Raw genomic sequence first — 25,260 nt, 5'->3', positions numbered from 1 at the left:
AATAAACAGCCCAGTTTTTATAGGTACCAATCCCAGCGATGCATATTACTTTAGCCCCGATGGAAGGGGTCGTTGACCACCTGATGCGCGACATGTTAACCCAAGTGGGCGGCTTCGACTTATGTGTGACCGAATTTGTACGAATTGTCGATCAGTTGATGCCTAAGAGGGTGTTCTATCGAATATGCCCAGAGTTACATAATCAAGGTTTAACCTCTAACGGTGTGCCAGTGAAAGTGCAGTTATTAGGTCAACATCCTGATTGGTTGGCTGAAAATGCGTATCGTGCTGTTGAACTAGGCTCCCACGGAGTGGATCTTAATTTTGGTTGCCCAGCGAAAACGGTTAACAAAAGTAAAGGTGGAGCAGTGTTATTACGAGAGCCAGAGACAATTTATCAGATTGTTAGCGCGGTGCGTAAAGCGGTGCCTAACAACCAAATTGTAAGTGCAAAAATGCGCTTGGGGTTCGAAGATACTTCATTAGCGATAGCCAATGCTCAGGCCATAGCTGATGCAGGGGCAGATTCGTTGGTTATTCACGCCCGTACCAAAGTCGATGGTTATAAGCCACCCGCTTATTGGGATTGGATAGCGAAGATAAAACAATCGGTAAATATTCCAATTATTGCCAATGGCGAAATCTGGAGTGGACTTGATGCACACAATTGCCAACAGCAATCACAATGTGAAAATATCATGTTGGGTAGGGGCGCGTTAGCCATGCCTAATCTGGCTCAAGTCATAAAGAACGCTCATGGGGCGATGCCATGGGAACAAGTCAAGGCCTTGTTAGTGCGCTATTCAGGTTACGAACTATATGGAGATAAGGGCAAATATTACCCTAATCGCATCAAACAATGGTTAGGCTATTTAAGCCGACAGTACCCACAAGCTGAAGCATTGTTTATGGAGATAAGAGCGTTAAAAAAGTCCGAAGAAATTTTGATAAAAATCCAATCCTAGTTAACCCTTCTAAGCTGATTTAGATGTACATACTAAATTAACTACAGGTTTAATAGACAATAAAAAACCGAGTTGCATAACTCGGTTTTTTATTTTGAGACGAACTTAAACACTTACGTCGACTACTGTACCGACTCGTTGATCTGGGCTTGGAATATCAGCCTGAGTCTCTTGCGGTGCGGGAGATTCTAATACTGCTTGCTGTTCAGCTCTATTAACTTGCTGCACTGAGCCCGTTTGAGTTGGTGCAATTTGTGCCACTGAACCTGCACCCGATGAACCAATTTCCATGCCGTCCTCCTGATTTAAAAAGAATGAATATTGAATGGATGTTCAACCGTCATTCTAGTTGGTTATTTTTTATTCCGCTAGGGAAGAATAATCTCACCTAAGGTTTTTTGCATCTCTTGTGCTATTAAAACTTGTGCTTCAGCGGTTGGATGAATGCCATCTCGTTGCATTAAATTTTTATCTAAAGCGATGTTTTGTAAGAAAAAAGGTAACAAGATTAAATCATATTCTGAGGCTAGATTTGTATAGGTATCAGTAAACATACTGGTGTATCGTTTGCCATAATTAGTGGGTATTTGCATTTGTTGCAAAATAACCTTCACCGCACTTTTATGTGATAGTTGAATTATTTTTTCTAGATTGTCGCGCATTTTATTGATTGGATGGCCTTGTAAACCATCATTACCGCCCAATTCAACAAATATATGAGTGGGAGAATGTTGTTCCAATAATCTAGGTAATCTAGCAAGGGCACCATCAGTCGTTTCTCCACTAATGGCAGCATTAATTACCTTGATATCTTGATTTTGCCACGCATCTTGTAACAAACTTACCCAGCCTTGCTCTTGCTTTAGACCATAAGCAGCACTTAGGCTATCACCCAGTATAAGTAATTTTGTTTCTTGGGCCCGTAACTGATCTGAAATCAGTAACAAAGGTATAAAGATAAACAATGTATAAATTTTATTTCGCAACGATTTGGTATTAAGAAACAACACTATGACTCCAACAACTATGATTAAGACAAACGGTATTAGCAAAACAGTTACTACGACTCAAGGTCAATTACAGATCCTCAAGCCAATTAGCTTTGATGTCAAGGCGGGTGAGTCGGTTGCCATAGTCGGTGCGTCGGGTTCAGGTAAATCTACGTTACTTAGCCTGTTGGCTGGCCTAGACGAGGTGAGTGAAGGAGAAATATATATAGATGGACAAGCCATGCAAAACATGGATGAAGAACAGCGTGCACAACTTAGAGGCGCTAAAGTAGGCTTTATTTTTCAAAGTTTTATGCTGGTTCAAAGTTTAACTGCGCTTGAAAATATCATGTTGCCCGCTGAAATAGCTGGCCATGGCGACGCAAAAAAACGCGCCATGGATATTTTAGAGTTGGTAGGGCTAGAGCACCGGGCCAGTCATTACCCTAATCAGTTGTCTGGTGGTGAACAACAACGGGTTGCGATAGCAAGGGCGTTTATTTCTGAGCCTAAAATTTTATTTGCTGATGAGCCTACTGGTAATTTAGATGCCGCCAACAGCGATAAAATTGAAAAACTATTATTTGAGTTAAACCAAAACTCACATACAACTTTGGTATTGGTTACACATGATTCTAAGTTGGCAGACAAATGCCAGCGTCAACTGCATATGCAAGCAGGTGAGTTGACCGAAGTATTTGCAACCTCAGTTTCTGAGCAAGCTGCTCAAAAAGTAGGTTAGCATCATGACTAATCATACTTTGAGTTTAGCGTGGCGACTTTTTCGTCATGAAACTAAACGTGGTGAACTAACCATTATTCTACTGGCAATTATATTGTCTGTTGCATCAGTTTTATCACTTTCATTGTTCAGTGAACGACTTAAATCAGCTTTAACTGAAAAAAGTGCTGAGTTTATTGCCGCTGATAGGGTACTCGATTCAAACAAACCAGTTGACCTTGCTTGGATTGAAAAAGCCCAACAAATGGGATTAAACACAGCTCACCAAACCTATGCGCGTTCAATGGTCTTTGCTAACGAACAAATGGATTTAGTCGACCTAAGAGCTGCAGATAAAGGTTACCCACTCAAAGGGGTGGTTAAGGTCGCGGAACAGCCGTTTTCACCAGGTACTGCTATTAATCAACTACCCAACTCAGGTGAAGCCTGGCTTGAGTCTCAGTTGTTCCAAACCTTAGCTATTAACTTAGGCGACAACATTGAAGTAGGCGACAAAGTATTCAAAGTGACTAAGGTGCTAACCGAAGTGCCGGACGCGGGTTTTAGTGTGTTTGGCGGTGATCCTAAAGTATTAATTTCTAAGCAAGATTTATCAGCAACTAATGTCGAAGGTCCAGGCAGTAGAATAAATTATAGTTACTTTTTTACGGGCGAAAGTGACGTCTTAGATGAGTATTACGAGTGGCTGGAACCACAACTTGACCGAGAGCTTCACGATTGGGACTCAATTGAAGATGATGAATCTGGCATTGGTCGCGCAGTAGGTAGGGCTGGGAAATACTTTTTGTTGGCCAGTTTGTTAGCCATTGTACTTGCTGCAGTTTCCATTGCAGTAGCAGCGCAGCGCTACAGTATGCGACATTATGATCCCGTAGCTATTATGAAAACCTTGGGTGCACCCAAAAAAATGGTGCAGCAAATTTACCTTTTACAAATCCTTTTTATTACCATTCTTGGTCTTTTAATTGGGGTGGTTTTAGGCTTTTTAATACAACAACTGGTAGTAGCAGCTATAGCCGATAAAGTGGATGTGTCGCTAGATGTATGGCACTGGAAACCACTGATCATTGCTATCTTTACAGGGTCGGTTTGCGCAGTTTTATTTTCGTTGTATCCCTTGATGAAACTATTTTCAGTGTCGCCATTGCGGGTTTTGCGCAGAGACCTAGGGGCAAACTTAAGTTCACGATTGATTCAGTTTTTAGCGTCGGGTGGTGCGATATTTTTATTGATGTGGGCGTACAGTCAAAACATCGAAGTTAGCGCAATCTTGTTTGTTTCAGGGATCATTTTAGTTATCAGTTTGTTAGCTATGACTTTCGGTTTGATTTGGGTTGGCCGTAAATTGGGTCAAGGTAAAATGGGGGCGTGGCAGTTAGCTTGGGCAAGAATTCATCGTCGAGCGATGGACAACAGTGTGCAACTGATCAGTTTTGCCGTCACCATTATGTTACTACTGATTGTGTTGGTAATGCGCAACGACATGGTGCAGCAATGGCAAAACCAATTACCGCAAGGCACGCCTAATTACTTTTTAGTGAATATAAGTCAGGCACAACAGCCCAATTTACAGCAACACTTTGCGGATAACCAAGTGGTTATAGAGAAGTTTTACCCTGTGGTACGCGGCAGATTTGTAGCCGTTAACGATGAAAAAGTTCGTACAGCGGTGTCTAAAGAAGATCCTGATGAACAAAACCGAGGTCGTGATGGATTAGGAAGAGAGGCCAATCTAACTTGGAGCAATACTCTTCAAAAAGGTACCGAAGTGGTAAAAGGTAAATGGTTAGGTGATAACGACGATTCCGACACTGCGGAGCAGCGACCTTTTGAAGTGTCTATCGAAGAAGGAATCGCAGAGCGTATGGACCTCAGTTTAGGTGATAAGTTGACCTTCAACATTGGAAGTGAAATTGTTGATCTTAAGGTTACCAGTATCAGAAACGTGAACTGGCAATCTATGCAGCCTAATTTTTTCTTTGTGATCGAGCCTCGAGCCTTAAAAAGTTTCATTCCTACTTATATCTCGAGTTTTAATTTGCCCACAGAACGTAAAGCCGATATCACCGAATTAATGCGACCTTTTGCAAATGTCACCTTAATTGATGTAGATGCGCGAATTAATCAACTGCGAAATATCGTTGATCAAGTGTCGTTGGCGGTAGAGTTTATATTGGTATTAGTTTTAGCTGCGGGGGCCTTAGTGCTAATTGCGCAAGTACAGGCAAGTATGGATGAAAGGCAACAAGAACTGGCTATCTTACGTACACTTGGTGCTAAAGGAACATTGATTAGAGCCAGCGTGGTATTTGAATTTATCATCATTGGCGTGGTGGCCGGCGCTATGGCCGCAGCTGCGACTGAATTTAGTTTATACATGTTACAAACCCAAATATTTGATATGCCAGCAAATTGGCATATCGAATATTGGTTTATCGCTCCAATAGTTGGCGCGTTGGTGGTGGGTATTCTTGGTGCTTTAGGATGCTGGCGATTATTGTCACTTAATACCAGTCATCTACTGAGGCAGATGGTTTAGTTAAAAACCACGAAAAAGTTGGTACCTTTGGGTATCAACTTTTTCGTATCAGAAGCTAATCCAGCACATTGTTACTTTTGGAAACATTCAAAGGCTTGAGATAGGTTAGGGTAGATAAATTCATATCCACTTTGTTGCAGGCGTTTGGGTACCACCCTTTGACCATATAAAACTAAATCAGCCATTTCTCCCATCATCATCCGCAACATAAATTTGGGGACTCTCAATAAACAAGGGCGTGATAATGCCGAAGCAAGTTCACGGCTAAATTCTTGGTTAGTGACAGGGTTAGGGGCAGTGAAATTATAAACACCTTCGCAGCTTTTATTGGTAATGAGATGAGCGATACCTTGTAACATATCTTCAAGGTGGATCCACGACATGTATTGGGTTCCGTCGCCAATTGGCCCTCCTAATCCTAGTTTAAAAGGCAAAAGCATTTTCTGTAATGCGCCACCTCGTTTGGTAATCACCACCCCAGTTCGTAATATGCATACGCGAGTTTTATCTGATTGCGCTTTTTGGGCTAAATGTTCCCAACGTTCACAAAGTTGATGGCTAAACTCGTCGTGAATAGACGTGAAGTTTTCATCAATAATTTGGTCCTGTTGACGGCCGTAAAATCCTATGGCTGAGCCACTGATTAATAAATTAGGTGGGTTGTCACCAGCGTTAATTAAGGACACTATTTTTTCAGTGATTGACCAACGACTGTGCTCAATTTTGGATTTTTGTTCAGCTGTCCACTTCTTGGCCGCTATTGGCTCACCCGCAAGGTTAATCACCACGTCATATTCATCGAGGTTAGTTAAATCCGACAAGGAGGACAAAAAGTTAATTTTATGACCCAGTATTTGTTCTGCCATGGCTACATTTCGGGTATATACCGCAATGTCACATGGACGCAAAATGGGGATTAGGTTTGAACCGATTAGGCCCGAACCTCCGGTGATGAGTATTTTCATATATCCCCTGTATAAAACTAGGTTTTATTGCATGACAAACATAAAGAAACTGAATCTGCGAACCGCAATGCGTGGGGTTTATCCACTTCTACCTCAGCATAGTTCACTCTGGTGTGTTCTGCTGCAATGCTAAGTACATCAGCTGTGAGTTTCTCGAGTAAAGAGAAGCGATTGTTTTCGACCAGTTTAATGATTCTTTTGGTTATTGTTTTGTAGTTCAGAGCGTCATCCATTTCATCTGAATCCGTCGCTTGATCTGCTTGGTAGTCAATTTTAACGTTTATGACAACATCTTGCATATTGACAATTTCGTCGTCGTTAATGCCAATATAAGTGCGCAAACGTAAATTTTTAATTCTAATGGTGGCTGGGTTGAGCTTCATACTTGTCCTAATGTGAATCTTTTGGTTATGCGCTATAAAATACCATACAGATCTGCTAGTTTGCCCACAAGGAATTCATTCAGAAACTTGATATGCAAATTAAATCTCAAAGATCCGTTAAGATACTACTCATTATGGCGTCTATCGTCATCATATTAGCAGGTGTTAAAGCCGCTAGCGCCATTGTAGTTCCATTTTTATTATCTGTTTTTATTGCTATGGCGTGCAGTCCAATCATTACCTGGGCAAATCGCTATAAATTGCCCAGAGCCGTAGCAGTTATTCTAGTTATACTGATTATCGTAGTATTTGGATTGATTCTGGCTGGCTTAGTAGGGCAGTCAATGAATGAATTTAGTCAGAATATGCCTAAATACAGAGAGCAATTAGTAGAAGAGTTTTCATGGGTGATTGGTCAATTAGATAACTTCAACATTAACGTCGATAAAGAAGCGTTAATCTCGTATTTAGACCCCGGTGCAGCCATGAATATGGCGACAAACCTTTTAACGAGTTTAGGCGGGGTGTTAACCAACTTTTTACTGATTTTATTAATCGTTGTATTTATGTTGTTTGAAGCGGAATCAGTACCTAAAAAAATTCATATTGCGCTAGATGATCCCAGCATGAAAATGCAACAAATCGACAAGTTTTTACTCTCTGTCAAAAATTATCTAGTGATCAAAACTCTTGTTAGTTTAGGTACGGGATTAATCATTGGAATTTGGTTATATGTACTCGATATCGATCATTTTTTACTTTGGGCCGTTTTAGCTTTTTTATTTAATTACATCCCCAATATTGGCTCTTTTATCGCAGCGGTGCCCGCGGTGTTGTTAGCTTTTGTGCAACTTGGTCCTGCCGCAGCTGGATTTACTGCATTAGGTTTTGTAGTGTCGAATACCATAATGGGCAATGTAGTAGAGCCGCGTTATATGGGGCGCGGATTAGGCTTATCTACCTTAGTCGTGTTTTTGTCGTTGATTTTCTGGGGATGGTTACTAGGCACAGTAGGTATGCTGTTGTCTGTGCCGTTAACAATGATCGTAAAAATAGCACTGGAATCCAGCCCAGATACACGCTGGGTGGCGTTGTTATTGGCCAGTGAAGATGATGAGCCTGAGATTGAAGAGACGCAGGTTGAAAATGCAGAGGGATAAAAAGAGGCCTAGGCTTCGGTGATTGATAACATCCTCATATTTGTGACGTCAGTAAAGGTGAATATAGATATTGAGGATGCAATACCTATGGAATGACAACCTACAAATATCATGATTCAAGTATTAGTACCCTAAGGAACCACCTATCGTAAACTTCGACGCTTTGCAGAGTCATTTTACAATAACTGGAATACACGTCAGGTATAGGTTTATTATGAAAACTCTGTTTTTTTTATTCGCTTGTTTCATTGCCATCAATAGCAAGGCAGTTGTGAAACGTCACGATATTTCGGCTGAAAATTATATTGTAGAAAAAAAGCCAGAGTACTTAATTGATATGCCCCATGAAGGGCATGGGGTATTAATTGATCCACATTGGGTTCTGACCGTCGCACATACTATTTTTTATGATTATGTTGGTAAAAAATTAAAAATAGCGGCAAAAGATTATGAAATAGAGAGCGTATATATACACCCTGAATATATTGAGCCTAGTGAAAACTTATTGAATGGAGATATAGCACCTCTGATGAACTTTTTTCGATCCAGAAGTGATATCGCATTAATCAAATTAACTTCAGCGGTTAGTGGTGTAGAACCAATCAAACTATACAAAGGTACCAGCGAGAAAGGTAAAAAAATCACCGTGTTTGGAAAGGGAGCTGGAGGCAATGGACTTACCGGGGAAAATCTTACTACTAAATCTCTAGGTGTATTAAACCAATTTCACAATGTAGTTGAAAATACTGAAGGTAACTGGCTAATATTTACATTTGACGCCCCATCAAATGCATTGCCACTTGAAGGGATGCATGGTTCTGGGGATAGCGGAGGAGCCTCTATTATCTTACAAGAAGGTGTCGCACATCTTGTAGGTTTATCAAGTTGGCAATTGGCGTATGGCGATATATCTAACTTCAAAGGCGGGCTTTATGGTACTCGTGCTTATCAAGTCAGAGTGTCAAATTACCAAAATTGGATATCTAGCGTACTAGGAAAAGCCGTAAACTAAAGGTCAATGCTAACCATGTTTAGCCGTCACAAGATACTATAAAGCATGCTGATTTTGACTCATCCTAGTTTGAAACTTGTTGTATGTGTTGTAATAAAATCGCGCGTCTAGGCAAAAAAGCAATCTTTATGTGTTTTCACCAAACCAAACCGCACGCACTCGAAATTCGCCCTTGTTTTATGCTTTATTGTTAAACATGGTTTTCATTTGATTAGCGAACGCGACAAACTTTTCTTTGATGGTGCGTTTTATTTTGATGTCTAAGCCGCCAAACATGACAAGCCCTTCAATGGTGAGTATCAGACATAAGACATAAGACAAAGACCATTCGCTTACTACTAAGTCTTTCCACAATTCATCAAGTAAATGGTATTTTTCGACCACTTGATGATCCGCCAAAATGAGTTTTTAAAGAAATTGGAAAGATTTTTCTGGAAGATCAATAACCAATCCCTGCTTGAGGGGATCAAGTGAAAATCCACAAAATTGGTAAATATAAGGTTTAGTATCCATGCCACCCACTTATAAAGCAGTTTGAATATTGATGTCATGCTGGATAAATATCAATCACTAATTAAAAAAGGGCATTTTTTACAACCGATTTATTATCAGAGATAAAACCAATTAGCGTATTGGTACCTTTATAAATGCAGGATTAATTGGGGAATTTTCGTTATTTTAAGAGCCGTTATTTTCTAAAGCCGTTTGATGATGACCTATTTTATGTGGCTTTCAAGCGAGGTAAAGTGCGACCTATTAAGTTATCAATAGTAGTGCTTATTTTAAGGTTGATGATCAATTAGTATCACTTTTTTAAAGTCTTTTGACACAAAACCATTTTTCCTAAGACTAACTAATTAGTTCCACAATAAAAATGCCTCAAATAGGCATGAGGCAGTTCATGCAACAAGAATTTGAACAGGTAATAGCAAATAATCAGGGGCGAATAAAATATATCGCTTCTCGTTATTCCCAGCCGCATGAATTTGAAGATTTATATCAAGAAATCTTAATGCAACTGTGGCGCAGCTTTACTACTTTTAAAGGCCACTCATCCCGAGAAACTTGGCTATATCAGGTGGCATTAAATACTGCTTCAAGCTTTGTGACGAAAACCATCAAACACAGAGAGCTACAACAAGTGTTGGCTGAAATTGTGAAACCTGACTCAGCCGCAGTGCAGGAAAATTGTCAGGCAGAAATCCTTAATAAATTTATGCATACCTTATCGGATATCGATTCGAGTATTTTGATGATGTATTTAGATGGCTTAAGTTCCGAACAAATCGCCACAGTGGTTGGTATTAGTGATAATGCCGTGAGACTTAGGATTAAACGTATTAAGGCAACATTTGAGAATGAATTTATAGGTGAGAAGTCATGAAGTTTGATGATCTAAAAGCTAATTGGAAAGCCGAGATAGCATCCGATAAGAGGGCTCAAGATTTAACCCTTATGATTAAATTGTTGGCAAAGGAAACAAGTAAGGTGGATAAAAGTATTAAGCGTCGAGACACCTTAGAAATTTCAATCGCATTACTTTTAATACCCGTATGGAGTTGGAAACTTTTTTATGCTGCTAGTTTAGTTCAGAGTATTGGGTTATGGATTGCGATATTAGCTTGTTTATTTATTCCTTATAAACTGATTAAAGCCAAACGTGTCAATGCGCCAAAGGACAGCAGTGTGATGGCGTTTTGGCAGGTTGAAAAAGTAAAAATCGAGAATCAGGTCAAACTATTAGAGTCAATTGCTGTTTGGTACTTATTCCCCTTAATGTTGGCCATAGTGTTGATCACTGCGGGTGCTACAGTTGATGGATCGGGAGTGCCGAGAATGACCGAACAACTGGCTATTTATTATGGATTTTGTGCGCTCTTAAACATCGGAGTATATTTTCTGAATAAACGAGCCGTCAAAAAACAATTACTCCCCTTACTTGATAAAATTAAGCAAAGGATTAGTGAATTAAACGAATTAAAGGAGATTTAAAATGCAACTATTGATCAGTAAGTTACTGGTAATTTTTCTAATAATCACCACGCTAAGAGTCGCTCCAGTATTGGCAAATATTGACACCGAGAGCATTCAAGAAATCATTAAACTTAAGTTAGAAAAACAGAAAAGTGTGGTGGGTGTATCGATCGTCATTATTGAAAATGGAAATATTGAATATTTAACTTTTGGAGTTACTGAACAAGGGAGTAAAACCCCAGTTACCGTTGAAACACTCTTTGAAATTGGTTCGATTACTAAAACTTTTACTTCTATGGCTCTCGCCAGCTTGGTAACAGAGGGAAGGGTGAAGCTTTCAGATCCAGTGCAGCAATATTTACCCAAATCGGTAAAAATACCAACAAGAAATGGTAAAACAATCACTTTATTATCACTGGCAAATCATATGTCGGGACTACCTAGGTTACCAGGTAATATGCCTTTTGGTGATCCTGCCGACCCCTATGCGGACTACACCTTGGAGCTGTTGTACGAGTTTTTAAATAGCTACGAGCTAACCCGAGAAATAGATGCACAGCTTGAGTACTCCAACCTCGCCGTAGGCTTGCTAGGGCACATTCTGGAACTTATTGACAATAAAACTTACGAGCAAGTGATTAACGATAGAGTCTTTAGTCCGTTAGGTTTGGCTAGTAGTTTTGTCGATGTGCCTGAATCACACAAAGCCTTACTGAGTAACGGGCATGATGCAGGTTTAAATGTGGTTAAACATTGGCAATTGCCCGCGCTTGCTGGAGCAGGCGCAATTAAGTCAAACATTAAAGATATGGCCCAGTATTTAAAGGCTAACTTAAACCCACAATTCGATTTTATTAAATTAACTCATAAACAAACTACGGGGCGGGATAAGAAAGGTCCTAAGGTTGGTTTAGCATGGTTTACCTCTGAACATGATAAGGGATCCTATTTATGGCACAACGGCGGTACAGGTGGTTTTCGGTCTTTCATGGGGTTTGACCAAACAAACAATAAAGGTATTGTCATTTTAGAAAACTCTGCCAATGGTTTGGACTCAGTCGGCAATGCCTATTTGCAAGGTACACTTGCTCAATTAAGGTCAGATATCTTAAACGTCAAAATGGTGGATGAAGAGAAGTTAGCGCGGTTAAATGGCGAATATGAATTAGCACCTGGATTTATTCTGACTGTGACTAATCAAGCTCAACAACTCTTCATACAGGCAACAGGGCAAGCAATGTTTCCGGTAACAGCCAAATCAGATCTTGAGTTTGTACAAGCTGCAGTGGGGGCCATAGTTACTTTTGAACTGAATGATAAAGGTGAAGTGCTGTTTTTAACTTTAGACCAAGGTGGTCGTAAAACAAAAGCACTTAAGTTAGATCCTAAAAAAACTAAGAAGCATGTTAATAAAGTAACATTGACTCAAATTGAGCTAGACAACCTTAGTGGTATATATGAGTTAAGCCCTAACTTTGCTATCAACATAACCAATGAAAATGGCCAGTTGATCATTCAGGCCACAGCTCAACCGAAAATTCCTTTTGAAACCCTGTCCAAGACAGAATTTAGCAATGCCATGGTACAGGCAAGGCTTGTTTTTGAATTAGACATCGCAGGTAACGCTAAAAGTTTAACGTTATTCCAATCAGGGCAAACCCTTAAAGGACTTAAAAAGTAGTCTTATTACTCTTAGTCGTTATGCTGCGATGTTGAACAACCATGTTAAGTACGATTGTTAAACATGGTTTTCATTTGATTGGCAAACGCGACAAACTTTTCTTTGATGGTGCGTTTTATTTTGATGTCTAAGCCGCCAAACATGACAAGCCCTTCAATGGTGAGTGTGGGGGCTTGACGTGTAGCGATAGATGGAGCTGAATTATCGATACCGCCCAAAATACAGAAAGCCTTTGAGATAATATTGATATCTTCGGGTACTGATATATCGGTGCCGCCAAATAGGCAAAGTATTTTTATGGTGACGTTTGGCGTGGTAAATATCGCGTCGGTAAAATCGATATCTGCGCCTCCGAATAGGGTAATGATTTTTATTTCTCGGGGTACTGTCCATTGGCCACTGCGACAGGAGCCGCCAAGAATATTAATAATGGTATCGGTTTCATCATTCTCACCGGCTGCATAGTTGATGTTGAATTGGCGTTCTTTTTGAGACGCGAATTCTGTGCCTGCGGTTTTTTCTAAGTCAGCGGCTAAATTGAATATTTCTTGATGATTTTGACTCGCCATGGCTTGATCTAGTCGACGTTCAAAGGCTTCGCTTGAAATCACTCCGTGACTGTAGTTATAGATTAGTGTGTCGATCACTTCTTCTCGGAGGTTTTCAATTGGTCTATCTTCAAGTATTACGGCCATGTGGGTTCCCTAATTATTAATCATCGAGGTTTTAGCAAAATAATAAAAATATAAAGCAGATACTATGCCACTTGAAAAATCATTATAAATCATACGGTTAATAATGGTTGGTATTTTCGACTAGAGTAGAAAACGTACTTTTTAGTGGTTCTCACACTTTCTTGGGGAAAATACTGGTAAAAATGTAGCGAAAAATATCAAGAGCTAGGAAAAACCAAAATAAGCTTGGCACCGCCTAAATTACTTTCTTCGATTTCGAGTTGACCTAGGTAGGCTGACACTAAATCGGCCACCACTGCCATGCCAATTCCTTGACCTTCTTTGTAACTGTCCAAACGTGTTCCTCTTTCTAAAAGGTGTTCACGTTTGTCTTGAGGAATACCAGGGCCATCGTCTTCGATATGAATTAACAATTTATTTTGATTCATTAATACCGATAGTTTGACTTGACTGACCGCGGCTTTACAGGCGTTGTCTAACACGTTGCCTAATATTTCCATTAAATCTGTCTTGTCGCCATGAAAGCCTAGCTTTTGATTTTCAATATTGTGGGTAAGCGTGAGATGTTTGTCTGCGTAAACCTTATCCATAGCGTTGAATAATTTATCTACTACAGGTTTAATCAAAATTGCTTGCTCAAATGTACTTGTGGTCCCGGCAACGGCTCGTTTTAGTTGACGTTGTATTTGTAGGTCAATTTGATTTATAGGCTCTTTGGCTTGTTCTGGCAAATCTGCAGTACCACTTAACACGGCTAAGGGGGTCTTAAGGCTATGAGCTAAATCACTTAGACTATTTTTGTAACGACTACGTTGTTGCTGTTCGGTATCTAACAAGTGATTGATACTATTTTTGAGCTTTTCTAATTCGGGTGGGTAACGCTGATCTATACGTTTTAAATGGCCACTTTCAGCCAAACGTATTTGTTTATTTAGTCTGCTTATTGGCAACAATGCAGCGTTTAAACTAACCAATAATAAAATCAGCAATAACAAAGCAATTAAGCCTAACCAATTCCATAGGGTATTTGCGAACTTGCTTTTTTCGGCATTAAATACGTGCTTATCTTGAAGAATATAAAAGCTAACCGGTTGATATTCTGTGTCGGTTTCGAATTCTGCGGTGTAGGCATATAAAAAATAATTATTCTGCATTTCAAAATCTTCGATAAATGCTTCAGAGCCTATATCTGGTTTCATAAATGTAGGTTGATGTTGCCAATTCAAGGTAGACAGGGATTGCCATAACATAGCCTCATCGGATTGTATAAAAGCGTATAGTCCCGAGCCCGGGATATTAAATTGATCATTGTAAAGCTGTTCGGGCATGACTGCATGTTTGCCGCCATTATCTAGTTCAAATTCAGAAATTAAGGTCAAACTTTGAACTCGCAATTGTTGCAACATAGATTGACTTAAACTGCTGTTGAAAGCTTGCTCTAGGGTGACCGCCGTTAGCGGTATAAAAATAAGCAGCGCCAGCAACGCGGCAGCAAAACTTCTTAATCTGAGAGACAGATTATGCACTGGCGTTTGTATTCAAGTTAGAGCTCACGATTAATTCGATATCCTCTACCCCGGAGTGTTTCTATGGGGTTAACAGTGCCATCGGGATCAATTTTTTTACGTAAGCGCCCCACAAACACTTCGATAACATTGCTGTCTAAATCAAAGTCTTGATCGTAAATATGTTCGGTAAGTTCAGTTTTAGAGATCACTTTTTGTGGGTTTAATAACAAGTATTCTAATACCTTGTATTCATAGGCAGTCAGATCAATATATTGTCCGTTTACGCTGACTTCTTCACTTAGGGTATCTAAAGTAATAGGACCTTTTTCGATCGTTGGGTGTGCTTTACCTGCGGCTCGGCGAATTAATGCATTTATTCGCGCTAATAACTCTTCGTTGTGAAAAGGTTTGGTTAAGTAATCGTCTGCACCTGCATCTAAACCTTCGACTTTCTCTTGCCATCTATCCCGTGCGGTTAGAATTAAAATCGGGCAACTTACATCATTTTTACGAGCTTTTTGGATCACTTCAAAGCCATCGATTACTGGTAGGCCAATATCGACAATGGCCAAATCATAGGTATGTTCTTGCAATAAAAATAACGCTTTTGCTCCGTCATCGGCTAAATCAACACTGTAGCCGTTTTTTTGCAGTAATATGTCTAGCTGCGTGAGTAAACGGCTATCATCTTCTACTATCAATATGCGCATTTAAAGCCTATTTATTTTTGGTGTTTATCTTTACTGGAGTCTATTTCCAGCGCGACGAAATCAGGCTAATCTTTTCCTTTCTTTCTGCTGACTTTACCTGATTTTTTGTCTACATCGACAGAGATGACCCGCCCAGATTTTTGTAACACTTTAACTCGATACTTGTTGTTATTTTGAACAACCTTTAACACTCTACCGTTGACCTTTTGTTGCGCCTTTTTGGCCGCTTCTGATTTGGTTTTAGGTGGCGTTTCGGTATCTTGAGCAGCAATAGACATACTGCTTAACGAAATCATCGTTACGCAAACAACAATAAATCTAATGTAAGGATTCTGCTTCAAAATTCAGCTCTTGTTAGTTAATGTTCAAATCTTAGTTTACCCCAATCATCAATTGACTTAAAAGCAATTGCTTTTGTTATTATGAGGTTGAGTGACGATGTAAACATGAAACTTATTAATAATAAATACTAATGAACCTATTAGGCCGCTCATGCCTAAAAGTCTGATAAATTTTTCCCTTTACGCTATAGGTGACATTATAGCCATCTAACACTCGCACTTTTTGTGGCTGGTTATATTGGGTTACACAGCGTTGTTTTTGACTGTGATAAGCCTTTGAATTGTGTTTATAACTGAGGTCAATTTTATGAGCTAACGAACTACCGATTACCGCACCCACTACAGTGCCTAAACCTTTGTGACGGTCGTTGCTAGCTGCATGTCCTATCGCGCCACCTACAATCCCTCCAAGGATAACCGCGCCTTTATTCTGAGATTGGCTGTGGGTTGTCGAAATTGGTTGGCAAACAGTTTTTTGCCGAGGTGGAAAAACGTATTTGTATATTGGCGTTGATTCTATAACCCTTGCTTTTAAAAGACCTTGGCTATGTTTTGTCCCATTAAGATGACTATATTCATGTTTAGCCAAAGCTAAAGGAGAAAACGTTAAAACTAGAACTGCACTTGTTATTAATAGGTTCATGTAATCACTCCTGTTTAAGTGACCATAAGACTACTTTTTTTTGGCTGAATTTTAGCTGAATTTAGTTTGAATAGAGTGCTACATTTCTTTTAATTTTTCGTATAGGGCTTTTGCTTCTTGTTGCTCTGAAAAATCAACATTCTTCTCAAGTAACGTTTCAAGCTCAGATCGCGCCTCAGAAAATAACCCTAACTTTTCTAAACTAACAGCAATGTAGTAGCGAATCTCTGGTACTTGTTGTCCTCGAGCTGATGCTTTCCTAAGTAATTCTAAGCCCTTACCAGGTTGAGATTGCTGCGTTAGCAACCAACCATAGGTTGTCAGTATCTCTGGGCTTGTATTATCTAAGTGGTAAGCTTCTTTTGCATATTCGGAGCTTTTAAGTATGTCAGTGGGCATAAACACTAATGCCAAACGGTTTAATAATGCAGGACGATTAGGTATAGCTTTGTGGTTCAGTAGCTTTTCATAGTGGAAGGCCGCTTTAGAGTACTCGCCAGAATAAAAATAAAACTGCGCTAATAAGTTACGTGGGAAATAACGATCTGGATGAGCCGAAACAATTTCATTTATCTTCTTTTTGAACGGCTCTGGTGCTGCTCCATAGGATAGTAATGAATAGAGTTTAGCGAGCGCTATTTCATGTTGGTCATTCATATTCAAAGTATTTAAGTATAACTGACTTGCTTGGTCTATTTGACCTTGTTGTTCGGCTAGCCTACCTTGTAAAAACAAAACATCAGGCGAGTTTTTAAATTTACTTGATAGTAATTTCATTTGAACAACCGCATCTTCAGTTAAATCATTATTTAATAATAACTCCGCAAGTAAAATACCTACTTTTAAACTATTGGGCTGGATTGTTTGGGCAGATTTAAGCGATAGCAATGCTTCTTGTAAATCTCCTTGTAATAATTGCAATTTACTTAGAGCGAGCAGTAATGCTGCATTTTCTTTTGCAATAAGTTTTAAACTCTCTATTTGGTATTGGCTGTTTTCATAGTCACGAAGTGACAAATATATTTGTGCTTTTTGGAGCATATATTTAGGGTTCAGAGATTCAATCTTCCCTAACTTGTTTAGCGGAACAAGCGCCTCCACTCTTTCATTTCTACTCAAATGTATTGCTGTGATACCTTCTAGAGCCTCAATATTATTTCTGTCGTTAACCAATACTAGACGATAATTTTTATAAGCTTCATCAAGTTTTTTTTGCGAGTACTGAATCTTTGCCATTAGTAATAATGCAGGTCCATAACTTGAGTTGTCCCGAAGAATATCTTCTAAAATATGAACGGAACTAAGGTAGTTGTTTTGCAGATAATAAGTACTCGCTAGGTTAATCTTGGCGGAGAGTAAACTGGGGAGAATATCTAAGGCTTTTTTGATGAAAATTTGTGCTTCATCTATTTGATTTTGTTGAATTAAAATTGCGCCTTTAATATTTAGTTTAGTTGCATCATTTGGAGTTGTTTTCAGCAATTTTGAAATGCTGGTGTTGGCTTTCGAAAACTGCTGTGTTTGTAAATTTAGTATGCTGTGCACCAATAAAATATCCCGGTCTTCTGGATATTTTGAAACTAAAAAGTCTAGATGTTCCATGCCAGATTGTATTTGTCCTCTGGCAATTTTGAGTTTGGCTTCCAGTAATTGAATCGAAATATTCTCAGGGTATTTCATCTGCAGCGTTTGCAATAGTGATAGTGCTTTGAAATTTTTATTGTTGTTGATGTACAAATCTGCAAGCATAACTAATACATCTGGTAATTCGAGTAAGTCTTGTTGAGTATCTTCTAATAGCAAAATAGCTTCTTTTTCTTTACCCAAGGCAATGTAATTTTTGGCAAGTAACACCACGGCAGATATATCACTTTCATCCTTTTTACGTAAATGGATGAAATCGCGAGCAGAGTCCTCATATCTCTGTCGCCTAAAATTAACTAGCCCTCTCAAGAATAGTAATGAATGTTCTTGCAGCACATACTCGTTTGGTAAATTGTTAATTTTCGTAGTAACTTCTTTAAGCTTCTTCTCCGCGTTGTCTTCTAAAGCGGTATCTTTTTGTAACCAGCTATTCACTAATATTGCGAAAGGGTCATTGGGTGAAACGCTTAATATTGTATTGATAGTGTCTTTAGCAGCTTTATTGTTATTGGTTGCTAAATAGACATCAGCTAAATGGCGTAATATGTAAGGGTCGTCTGGATCAAGTTCAAAAGCTTTCCGGAGGTGTGTCAAAGCCAGTTCTAATTGATTGTTATTTTTAGCTACTAAGCCCTTTAGTTGCCAAGTAATAGGATTACTTGGATCAACTTTAATGGCTTGATTTAGATACTCATTGGCCAGCTCAAATTGCTTCAAATTGAGCTGAACGCTGGCTAATCCATTTAACGTTTCTGTTTCATCTTTTGCAAGCTTGTTTATATCTAAATAGCTCTGGATCGCACAATCGTAATTTTTTGCGCTCATACAGGCGGACGCTCTTAGCCGCAGCCAATTTAATCGCTGGGTCTCAGAAAAATACGCAAATTGTTGGAAGTCGATAATTTTTTCATAGGCTTTACGCTGCATTAAGGTTGCACCCCAGACATCAGCAAAAAGACTGATGTCAGCACCTTGTGCAATGACGTCTTCAAACTCCAGTTCCGCGGACTCGAATTGCCCTAATTGTGCCAATAACTGAGCCATTAGAATTTTTGAGGGTAAGTTTTCTGGGGTTGCCAACAATGCACTTTTTAAGTGAATCATCGATTCCTCAAACTGCTTTTCTTTATAGGCTAAGAGGGCTTTTTCGTAGTGGATTTGAGTATTGGCGATTGTAAAAGATGAATAGTGAATACTAAGTGTTAAACAAGCTATTACTAGAACATTTTTAAAACAAAGGCTATTCAATAAAGCGCGCATTTATTTCCCTACACTTAAAATAAAAAAGACGGATAAATCCGTCTTAAATAATAACAAGTCAAGATAATAGCTTAAGTTTAAGCTAGTGTTTTGAATTTACGGTATGCCGCTAATACTAACCCAAAAGCGATAATTAAAGTACCCGCTGGAGCAGGCACCTCACTGATAGGTTTTGGGGGGGGAGGCGAGTAAGAATATAACGCATGATGCAATTGACTTTCGCCGTTAAATGATAATGCGGCAACTGAGCCATCAATATTACCACCTTTCAAATTTACCACTGCTAGCGGAGCTAAAACAGAACCATACCAAGAGCCAGCATTAAAGTTCACTTCAGTCGCTTCATAAAAATTCCATATTACATTGACTGCGGTTGCTGTTGTTGCGAAGCCTCCCAGAGGCTTCGATATAATATTTATGGTACCAGTACCAGCAACATTAATTACTACTGGAACACTTAAATTAGTCTGAAAATCATGCTCTCCATTTTGTTTTTCCAGAAAACTTTTATCTATTTCGAAAACATTCAAATCAACAGAATTATCATTTTCAAAAACGCCTCGTTTATCTTGAAGGATTCGATGATAATCGGCGTTTTTTTCTAAACTTTCAAAATATTCACTATCGTTTTCTACTTGTGCCCACAAAGTATCAAATTCGCTCTGAAGGTTTCCTTGATTCACCTGGTTGGCCGAGCCTCCTTCAAAACTAGACGCACCAGCATTGCCACCATAAATAATGTTATGGCCATTAAAGGTTCTAACAGTTTCAATGTTATTAATATCACCCACTATGGTCACTGCGTCGACAGTCGATGATGTTCCAAGCTTATCACCAACGATGAGATTTTTGTTATTCTGGTCAGCCCTATTGACGTTTCCACCAACGAAAATCTTACCTTGGATATCACTATTGATTGTTAAATCGTTTTTAACAATTAAGTTATATGATCCTACATGTGCCGAGGTGTTTACAGTATGTGTTGTTGCACCAAGCTCACATGAAATAAGCCCTAGAATCGCTACTGCGCTAAATAATAATTTGATATGCACCTAATTATACCCTTTAAAAACGATTGTTCATTTTTGCTTATCTTGAAATAAGCAAAAATCAAGCCGATATTTTAGAGTCTTGATTTTGAAGGCTATTTGTTTTGTTGGATGATGCCATTTCAAAAAAGTGTAAAATATCCTGACGCATTGGTCCGCTTCTGGAAGCTGCATATTATCCGGTAGTTAGGGGGTTGATACAATCCACATACAAGCTTTGTTTTTGTTTATGGGTGTAGATGTGCACACTAAGTGGAATACCATCAATCTCATTCCACATATTAGTGTGTTCTGATGATGGGCAAATAGCGGTGCGCAGGTAGGATTTTTGGACATCTTTAGTCATTTCTAATGGCCCAGGAATTTGAATGTAAGCGTTGATCTTTCCTTTGAAATTTCTGGCACCTTTATAACGCCATTCACTTAAAATAAAACTAGGATAAAACGCGGCATTCACTACCTTCAAAGTATTGTCAGTAATATGTTTTTGTGACGTGCTGGAAATTGCACTCTCAGAGGTTGCAGCGTTACTTTGAATACAACTACTTAATAAGCCTCCAATTAACAATATTGGCAGCAGGAAAATGGCTTGACGAATTCTACAGCCTTTGGATTGATTCATATATCACCTCAGATAACTTATCAGTGTTATCGGCCAATATCTGAATCTCTCTAGTTATGATTTTACTCTAATCTAACAAGCGTTTATTGATGTACGGGAAATCCTATCTTAATAATCGACTTTTTTACGTAGTGCTTTGGTTCTTCCTGATTTTACCTTGCTATCTACCCGTTTGATTTGTGAGCTTTTACTAGGTTTAGTCGCACGCCGGGCTTTCTGTAGTTTGCCTGCCTCAACTAAGATTTCAGTTAATCTGTCTAGTCCATCTTGTTTGTTCATTTCTTGGGTGCGATGGCTTTGAGATTTGATAATTAAAATGCCGTCTTGGGTGACACGTTTGTCTTTGCCCGATAGCAGTTTCTGTTTAACGTATTCGGGTATGGCCGCCAAGCGAACATTAAATCTTAGATGAATAGCACTGGATACCTTATTCACATTTTGTCCGCCTGCGCCTTGGGCGCGCATAGCGGTCATTTCAATGGCTGGCATCAGTGACTCGATATTTGGTGTATAACTCATTAACACTGTTTCACTGGTTAAGGTAACACTTTAATGTAAGGTTTAACTGTCACCTGTCGAAATACGCCAGCCAAAGTATAGGGGTCGGTATCAGCCCATTGTTGTGCGTCTGATAGGTTGTCAAATTCTGCAATGATTAGCGATCCCGTAAATCCTGCTTCGCCGGGGTCTTTGCTGTCTATGGCGGGATTTGGACCTGCCACCATTAATCGGCCTTGATCTACTAATATTTGAATACGCTCCAGGTGCGCTGCTCTTGTTTGTTTGCGAATAGGCAGACTGTTTTCAATGTCTTCGCAATATATTGTGTACCACATAAAGATGTCCTGTGAATTGTTTAGATAAACACGGCTACTTGTGAGTAGCCGCTTTCATTTCTGTTACAAAGCTTTGAAGTTTATCAAGCATGATTTCTGGCTGACTCAGGTTTTCCGCAATGATATTTACCGTTGCCGAGCCGGAGATAGCGCCTGCAGCACCTGATTGTATGGCATCTTTGACTTGTGCCGGTGTGGATATGCCAAAGCCCAGTAAAGGAGGTGCGACTTTATATTGTGTGAGTTTATCAATTAGTGCGCTGGCTGGAATGGTTACCGCTGTTTCTGCACCTGTTACTCCGGCTCTGCCTAACAAATAGGTATAACCCTGAGATTTTTCGCCAATTTCAGCGAGGGTGTCATCACTCGCATTAGGTGGTGCAATCAAAATTTGTTTAATACCGGTTTGCTTAGCAACAGCAATAAAACGGTCTGCTTCACGCAGTGGCACATCGGCAATTAAGATTGAATCAACTCCAGCGTTCATCGCGTCTTGATAGAATTTTTCGATGCCGCGTTTTAGTACTAGGTTGCTATAAAGCAATAAGCCAATTGGAATATTAGGATGGGCTGCACGCACTTGGCGGATTATTTCGAAGTTATCATCAGTTTTGATTTTATTCGACAACGCCCGAATACTCGCCTGTTGAATTGTTGGGCCATCGGCAATCGGATCAGAATAGGGGAATCCCAACTCTAGGGCATCTGCACCGCCTGAAATTAAAGCATTGATGATATTCACTGAAGTAGAAATATCAGGGTCGCCAACCATCACAAAAGGAACAAATGCACCTTCATTTTTTTGGTCGAGCTGTTCGAACAACTTAGCATAGCGGTCAATAGAGTTAGCAACAGAATTAGTCATGGTTTTGATCTCCTAAAATGCTATGGACATGGGCTAAGTCTTTATCACCACGTCCAGATAGGTTCACCACTATTATGGTCTCTTCCTCGGCTTCATCGGCCATATTTAAGGCATGGGCAAGGGCATGGGAAGATTCAAGGGCGGGGATAATACCTTCCTTACGGGACAATATTTGAAACGCATTTAGCGCTTCATCATCAGTTACTGATACGTATTCTGCTCTGCCAATATCAGATAAATACGCATGTTGTGGGCCTACCGCTGGATAATCTAAACCAGCAGATACGGAGTATGATTCTTCAATTTGACCATCGTTGTCTTGCATGATGTAACTGTAAGCGCCATGTAATATGCCTTTGGTGCCTTTACCTATAGCGGCGCCGTGTTCGGCGGTGTGCACGCCTTTTCCAGCTGGCTCTACACCAATCAGTTTAACACTTGGTTCGTCAATAAAATCGGCAAACATGCCAATGGCGTTTGACCCTCCGCCAACACAAGCAACGACTGCATCGGGCAAACGTCCTTCTTTTTCAAGGATTTGCGCTTTGGTTTCTTCACCTATCATCCTATGAAACTCTCGGACAATAGTCGGGAAGGGGTGAGGACCCGCAGCTGTACCTAACAGGTAGTGGGCTTTGTCGTAACTTGCAGACCAGTCACGCATGGCTTCGTTCACTGCATCTTTTAAGGTACCTGAACCTGCGTGCACAGGAATAACTTCAGCACCCATCAAACGCATTCTAAATACATTAGGTGCTTGGCGTTCTACATCTTTCGCGCCCATATAAATTCGAGCTTTAAGGCCCATAAGTGCACAGGCTAAAGCCGTGGCCACACCGTGTTGTCCTGCACCAGTTTCGGCAATGACTTCGGTTTTCCCCATACGTTTGGTTAGCAATGCTTGGCCTAAAACCTGATTGGTTTTATGGGCACCACCGTGTAACAAATCTTCACGTTTTAAGTACAATTTTACTTTTGGGTTATTCACTAAGTTACGGGTTAAAGTCATTGCTGTAGGGCGACCAGCATAATCTTTTAGTAGACCCATAAATTCAGCTTGGAAATCGGGATCTTTTTGAGCATCGATAAATGCTTGCTCAAGTTGGTCGAGGGCAGGGATCAGTAACTCGGGTACGTACATACCGCCATAGTCACCAAATTTACTGTCTAAATGATTCATTTATTACTCACTCTTATAAACTGATATCGCTTGTTGCGACTAAATATTTCACTTGCCATCAAAGCAAATTATTACCCCAGAACATAATGTACTCACTTCACTGGGGAACTTAATACTCTCTAAGCTGGCTAAAAGCTTGATTAATTTTCTGTTGCTGCTTAATGCCTGGAGCGCTTTCTACGCCAGAATTTAAGTCCAGCATGGCCACTCGTGCGTGGGCGGCTTGCTTAACATTGTTTGGGTTGATGCCTCCGGCAAGTATAATGTTGGACTTGTCGGATAGTTCATCTAACAATTGCCAGCTGAAAGTTTGGCCTGTACCACCCGATTGATCACCTACTTGGCAATCTAATAAAAAGTAATCAACACTCGTTTCATCTAACCTAGGTAAGGTTTGCGTCACCCCTTTAGCTAACCAAATTTGGCAAGCGCTAGGCAACTGTATACGTAAGTTGTCAATATAAGTTTGGTTTTCATCACCGTGTAACTGCACTGCAACTAAATTTAGTTCTTTGGCGTAATTTGTGACTTGTTCAATAGGCGAATTGACGAACACTCCGACATAATTAAAGGGCACAGCGTAGGTAATTTGTTTGGCTTGCTCTAAGGTCACAAAGCGTTTGGATTTCTGCGCAAAAATCAAACCCGCATAACTGGCAGGACTATCTTTGACTAACTTAGCACCTGATAGACTGGTGGTTCCACAAATCTTGACTGTTCCATAAACTAGTTGTTTTGCTGCAAGGTCAATATCTTTTTCGCTCATCAAAGAACTACCCACCAAAAATCCCTCTACTAGTGGTGCTAATCTAAGTACGTCTTGATGGCTGTAAATACCTGATTCTGAGATGATTACATGGTCATGAATCGCATGTTTTTTGATTAAAGGTACCAAACGTTCTGTGGTGGCTAAGTCAGTACTTAGGTCGCGTAAGTCTCGGTTATTTATGCCAATAATTTTAGCCTGCAATGCACAAGCTCTGAGTACTTCCTGTTCATTACTCACTTCAGTTAACACATCAAGCTGGTAATGTTTGGCCAGTTCAGCTAATTCAACATACTGTTCGTCATTTAACACTGACAACATTAGCAACACTGCATCGGCATGATGGTAACGAGCCAAGTGAATTTGATACGGCTCGACAAAAAAGTCTTTGTTGATTACTGGTTGAGTGACGTGGCTTCGTACATATTCGAGGTATTCAAATTTACCTTGAAAGTATTTCTCATCTGTTAGCACTGAAATACACGCTGCGTACGGAGAGTAAGCTTGGATAATTTCGTCTAAATCAAAATGTTCACGAATTAAACCTTTGGAAGGTGAGGCTTTTTTACATTCTAAAATAAACCCTGCATTAGGCTGCGCCAAAGCGTCGTAAAAACTTCTATCCGATGGTGTTAATCCATCAATAAAATCCGCTAGAGGTAAGTCTATTTTACGTTGTGCAATTTCTAACTTTTTGTCTAAAACAATTTTTTCTAATACGTTGGCCATGT

The 25,260-nt window shown here is 39.7% G+C and carries 25 protein-coding genes and 1 pseudogene; 8 read left to right on the top strand and 18 right to left on the bottom strand.

Annotated features, from left to right (window positions below; all coding sequences use genetic code 11):
* The first annotated feature begins 38 nt into the window (after positions 1-38).
* On the top strand, positions 39-965 hold the full coding sequence (gene dusC / locus KO534_RS19440; protein ID WP_215932345.1) for a tRNA dihydrouridine(16) synthase DusC: 927 nt from the start codon (positions 39-41) through the stop codon (positions 963-965).
* A gap of 105 nt (positions 966-1,070) precedes the next feature.
* Here dusC and KO534_RS19435 read toward each other — a convergent pair whose 3' ends face one another.
* Positions 1,071-1,256, bottom strand: a complete 186-nt coding sequence (locus KO534_RS19435) for a hypothetical protein (RefSeq protein WP_215932344.1) — start codon at positions 1,254-1,256, stop codon at positions 1,071-1,073.
* 77 nt (positions 1,257-1,333) lie between these two features.
* Positions 1,334-1,975: an arylesterase gene (locus tag KO534_RS19430; protein WP_215932342.1), complete on the bottom strand. Its 642-nt coding sequence runs from the start codon at positions 1,973-1,975 to the stop codon at positions 1,334-1,336.
* Between the two features lies 1 nt (position 1,976).
* Between KO534_RS19430 and KO534_RS19425 the strand changes: the two genes are divergently transcribed.
* A complete protein-coding gene (locus KO534_RS19425) occupies positions 1,977-2,696 on the top strand; it encodes an ABC transporter ATP-binding protein (protein ID WP_252732284.1) in 720 nt (239 codons plus the stop codon).
* 4 nt (positions 2,697-2,700) lie between these two features.
* On the top strand, positions 2,701-5,235 hold the full coding sequence (locus tag KO534_RS19420) for an ABC transporter permease (protein ID WP_215932340.1): 2,535 nt from the start codon (positions 2,701-2,703) through the stop codon (positions 5,233-5,235).
* A gap of 71 nt (positions 5,236-5,306) precedes the next feature.
* Here KO534_RS19420 and KO534_RS19415 read toward each other — a convergent pair whose 3' ends face one another.
* Both KO534_RS19415 and folX read right to left on the bottom strand, forming a co-directional pair.
* Positions 5,307-6,200 (bottom strand): TIGR01777 family oxidoreductase, encoded by an 894-nt coding sequence (locus tag KO534_RS19415; RefSeq protein ID WP_215932338.1) that lies wholly within the window; start codon positions 6,198-6,200, stop codon positions 5,307-5,309.
* A 17-nt stretch (positions 6,201-6,217) separates the two neighbouring features.
* Positions 6,218-6,583, bottom strand: a complete 366-nt coding sequence (gene folX, locus KO534_RS19410) for a dihydroneopterin triphosphate 2'-epimerase (RefSeq protein WP_215932336.1) — start codon at positions 6,581-6,583, stop codon at positions 6,218-6,220.
* A 92-nt stretch (positions 6,584-6,675) separates the two neighbouring features.
* Here folX and KO534_RS19405 point away from each other — a divergent pair, with 92 nt between their 5' ends.
* Complete coding sequence (locus KO534_RS19405; protein ID WP_215932334.1) at positions 6,676-7,743, top strand: AI-2E family transporter; 1,068 nt, start codon at positions 6,676-6,678, stop codon at positions 7,741-7,743.
* A gap of 214 nt (positions 7,744-7,957) precedes the next feature.
* Entirely contained in the window at positions 7,958-8,755 is a 798-nt protein-coding gene (locus tag KO534_RS19400) for a trypsin-like serine protease (RefSeq protein WP_215932332.1), read from the top strand.
* Positions 8,756-8,932: 177 nt separating this feature from the next.
* Here the strand turns inward: KO534_RS19400 and KO534_RS23875 are convergent.
* Positions 8,933-9,052: pseudogene (locus tag KO534_RS23875) on the bottom strand (DUF1707 and DUF2154 domain-containing protein); the annotation flags it as partial.
* A 604-nt stretch (positions 9,053-9,656) separates the two neighbouring features.
* Between KO534_RS23875 and KO534_RS19390 the strand changes: the two are divergent.
* The 3 genes from KO534_RS19390 to KO534_RS19380 are packed head-to-tail and all read left to right on the top strand — an operon-like array spanning position 9,657 to position 12,410.
* Positions 9,657-10,139: an RNA polymerase sigma factor gene (locus KO534_RS19390; protein ID WP_215932330.1), complete on the top strand. Its 483-nt coding sequence runs from the start codon at positions 9,657-9,659 to the stop codon at positions 10,137-10,139.
* The gene (locus tag KO534_RS19385) at positions 10,136-10,747 is read left to right on the top strand and encodes a hypothetical protein (RefSeq protein ID WP_215932328.1); all 612 of its coding nucleotides are present in this window, start codon (positions 10,136-10,138) and stop codon (positions 10,745-10,747) included. The genes KO534_RS19390 and KO534_RS19385 overlap by 4 nt, the downstream gene beginning before the upstream one ends.
* Position 10,748: 1 nt before the next feature.
* On the top strand, positions 10,749-12,410 hold the full coding sequence (locus KO534_RS19380) for a serine hydrolase (RefSeq protein ID WP_215932326.1): 1,662 nt from the start codon (positions 10,749-10,751) through the stop codon (positions 12,408-12,410).
* A gap of 44 nt (positions 12,411-12,454) precedes the next feature.
* Here the strand turns inward: KO534_RS19380 and KO534_RS19375 are convergent, their stop codons facing one another.
* From KO534_RS19375 to trpCF, 13 genes are all read right to left on the bottom strand, one after another.
* Entirely contained in the window at positions 12,455-13,105 is a 651-nt protein-coding gene (locus KO534_RS19375; RefSeq protein WP_215932324.1) for a LiaF domain-containing protein, read from the bottom strand.
* A 197-nt stretch (positions 13,106-13,302) separates the two neighbouring features.
* On the bottom strand, positions 13,303-14,631 hold the full coding sequence (locus KO534_RS19370) for an ATP-binding protein (RefSeq protein WP_215932321.1): 1,329 nt from the start codon (positions 14,629-14,631) through the stop codon (positions 13,303-13,305).
* 17 nt (positions 14,632-14,648) lie between these two features.
* Positions 14,649-15,323 carry a response regulator transcription factor gene (locus KO534_RS19365; protein WP_215932319.1) on the bottom strand — a complete coding sequence of 225 codons (675 nt, stop codon included), beginning with the start codon at positions 15,321-15,323 and terminating at the stop codon, positions 14,649-14,651.
* Positions 15,324-15,388: 65 nt separating this feature from the next.
* Positions 15,389-15,664, bottom strand: a complete 276-nt coding sequence (locus KO534_RS19360; RefSeq protein WP_436836595.1) for a PepSY domain-containing protein — start codon at positions 15,662-15,664, stop codon at positions 15,389-15,391.
* 115 nt (positions 15,665-15,779) lie between these two features.
* Complete coding sequence (locus tag KO534_RS19355; RefSeq protein WP_215932317.1) at positions 15,780-16,307, bottom strand: glycine zipper 2TM domain-containing protein; 528 nt, start codon at positions 16,305-16,307, stop codon at positions 15,780-15,782.
* Between the two features lie 78 nt (positions 16,308-16,385).
* Positions 16,386-19,211, bottom strand: a complete 2,826-nt coding sequence (prsT, locus tag KO534_RS19350) for an XrtA/PEP-CTERM system TPR-repeat protein PrsT (RefSeq protein ID WP_215932315.1) — start codon at positions 19,209-19,211, stop codon at positions 16,386-16,388.
* Between the two features lie 77 nt (positions 19,212-19,288).
* Positions 19,289-20,263, bottom strand: a complete 975-nt coding sequence (locus KO534_RS19345) for a choice-of-anchor A family protein (RefSeq protein WP_215932313.1) — start codon at positions 20,261-20,263, stop codon at positions 19,289-19,291.
* Positions 20,264-20,435: 172 nt separating this feature from the next.
* The gene (locus KO534_RS19340; RefSeq protein WP_215932311.1) at positions 20,436-20,882 is read right to left on the bottom strand and encodes a hypothetical protein; all 447 of its coding nucleotides are present in this window, start codon (positions 20,880-20,882) and stop codon (positions 20,436-20,438) included.
* Between the two features lie 108 nt (positions 20,883-20,990).
* The gene (arfB, locus tag KO534_RS19335) at positions 20,991-21,401 is read right to left on the bottom strand and encodes an alternative ribosome rescue aminoacyl-tRNA hydrolase ArfB (RefSeq protein ID WP_215932309.1); all 411 of its coding nucleotides are present in this window, start codon (positions 21,399-21,401) and stop codon (positions 20,991-20,993) included.
* Between the two features lie 17 nt (positions 21,402-21,418).
* The gene (locus tag KO534_RS19330; protein WP_215932307.1) at positions 21,419-21,718 is read right to left on the bottom strand and encodes a YciI family protein; all 300 of its coding nucleotides are present in this window, start codon (positions 21,716-21,718) and stop codon (positions 21,419-21,421) included.
* A 34-nt stretch (positions 21,719-21,752) separates the two neighbouring features.
* On the bottom strand, positions 21,753-22,583 hold the full coding sequence (gene trpA, locus KO534_RS19325; RefSeq protein ID WP_215932305.1) for a tryptophan synthase subunit alpha: 831 nt from the start codon (positions 22,581-22,583) through the stop codon (positions 21,753-21,755).
* Entirely contained in the window at positions 22,576-23,763 is a 1,188-nt protein-coding gene (gene trpB, locus KO534_RS19320; protein ID WP_215932303.1) for a tryptophan synthase subunit beta, read from the bottom strand. Before trpB ends, trpA begins: the two co-directional genes overlap by 8 nt.
* Before the next feature lie 109 nt (positions 23,764-23,872).
* The gene (gene trpCF, locus KO534_RS19315; RefSeq protein WP_215932301.1) at positions 23,873-25,258 is read right to left on the bottom strand and encodes a bifunctional indole-3-glycerol-phosphate synthase TrpC/phosphoribosylanthranilate isomerase TrpF; all 1,386 of its coding nucleotides are present in this window, start codon (positions 25,256-25,258) and stop codon (positions 23,873-23,875) included.
* Positions 25,259-25,260 lie beyond the last annotated feature (2 nt).

The sequence above is a fragment of the Paraglaciecola arctica genome (assembly GCF_018861065.1).
In the GTDB taxonomy this organism is placed as follows: domain Bacteria; phylum Pseudomonadota; class Gammaproteobacteria; order Enterobacterales; family Alteromonadaceae; genus Paraglaciecola; species Paraglaciecola arctica_B.
The sequence above is the reverse complement of the archived record's forward strand: the minus strand, read 5'-3'. Positions and strand labels throughout refer to the sequence as shown.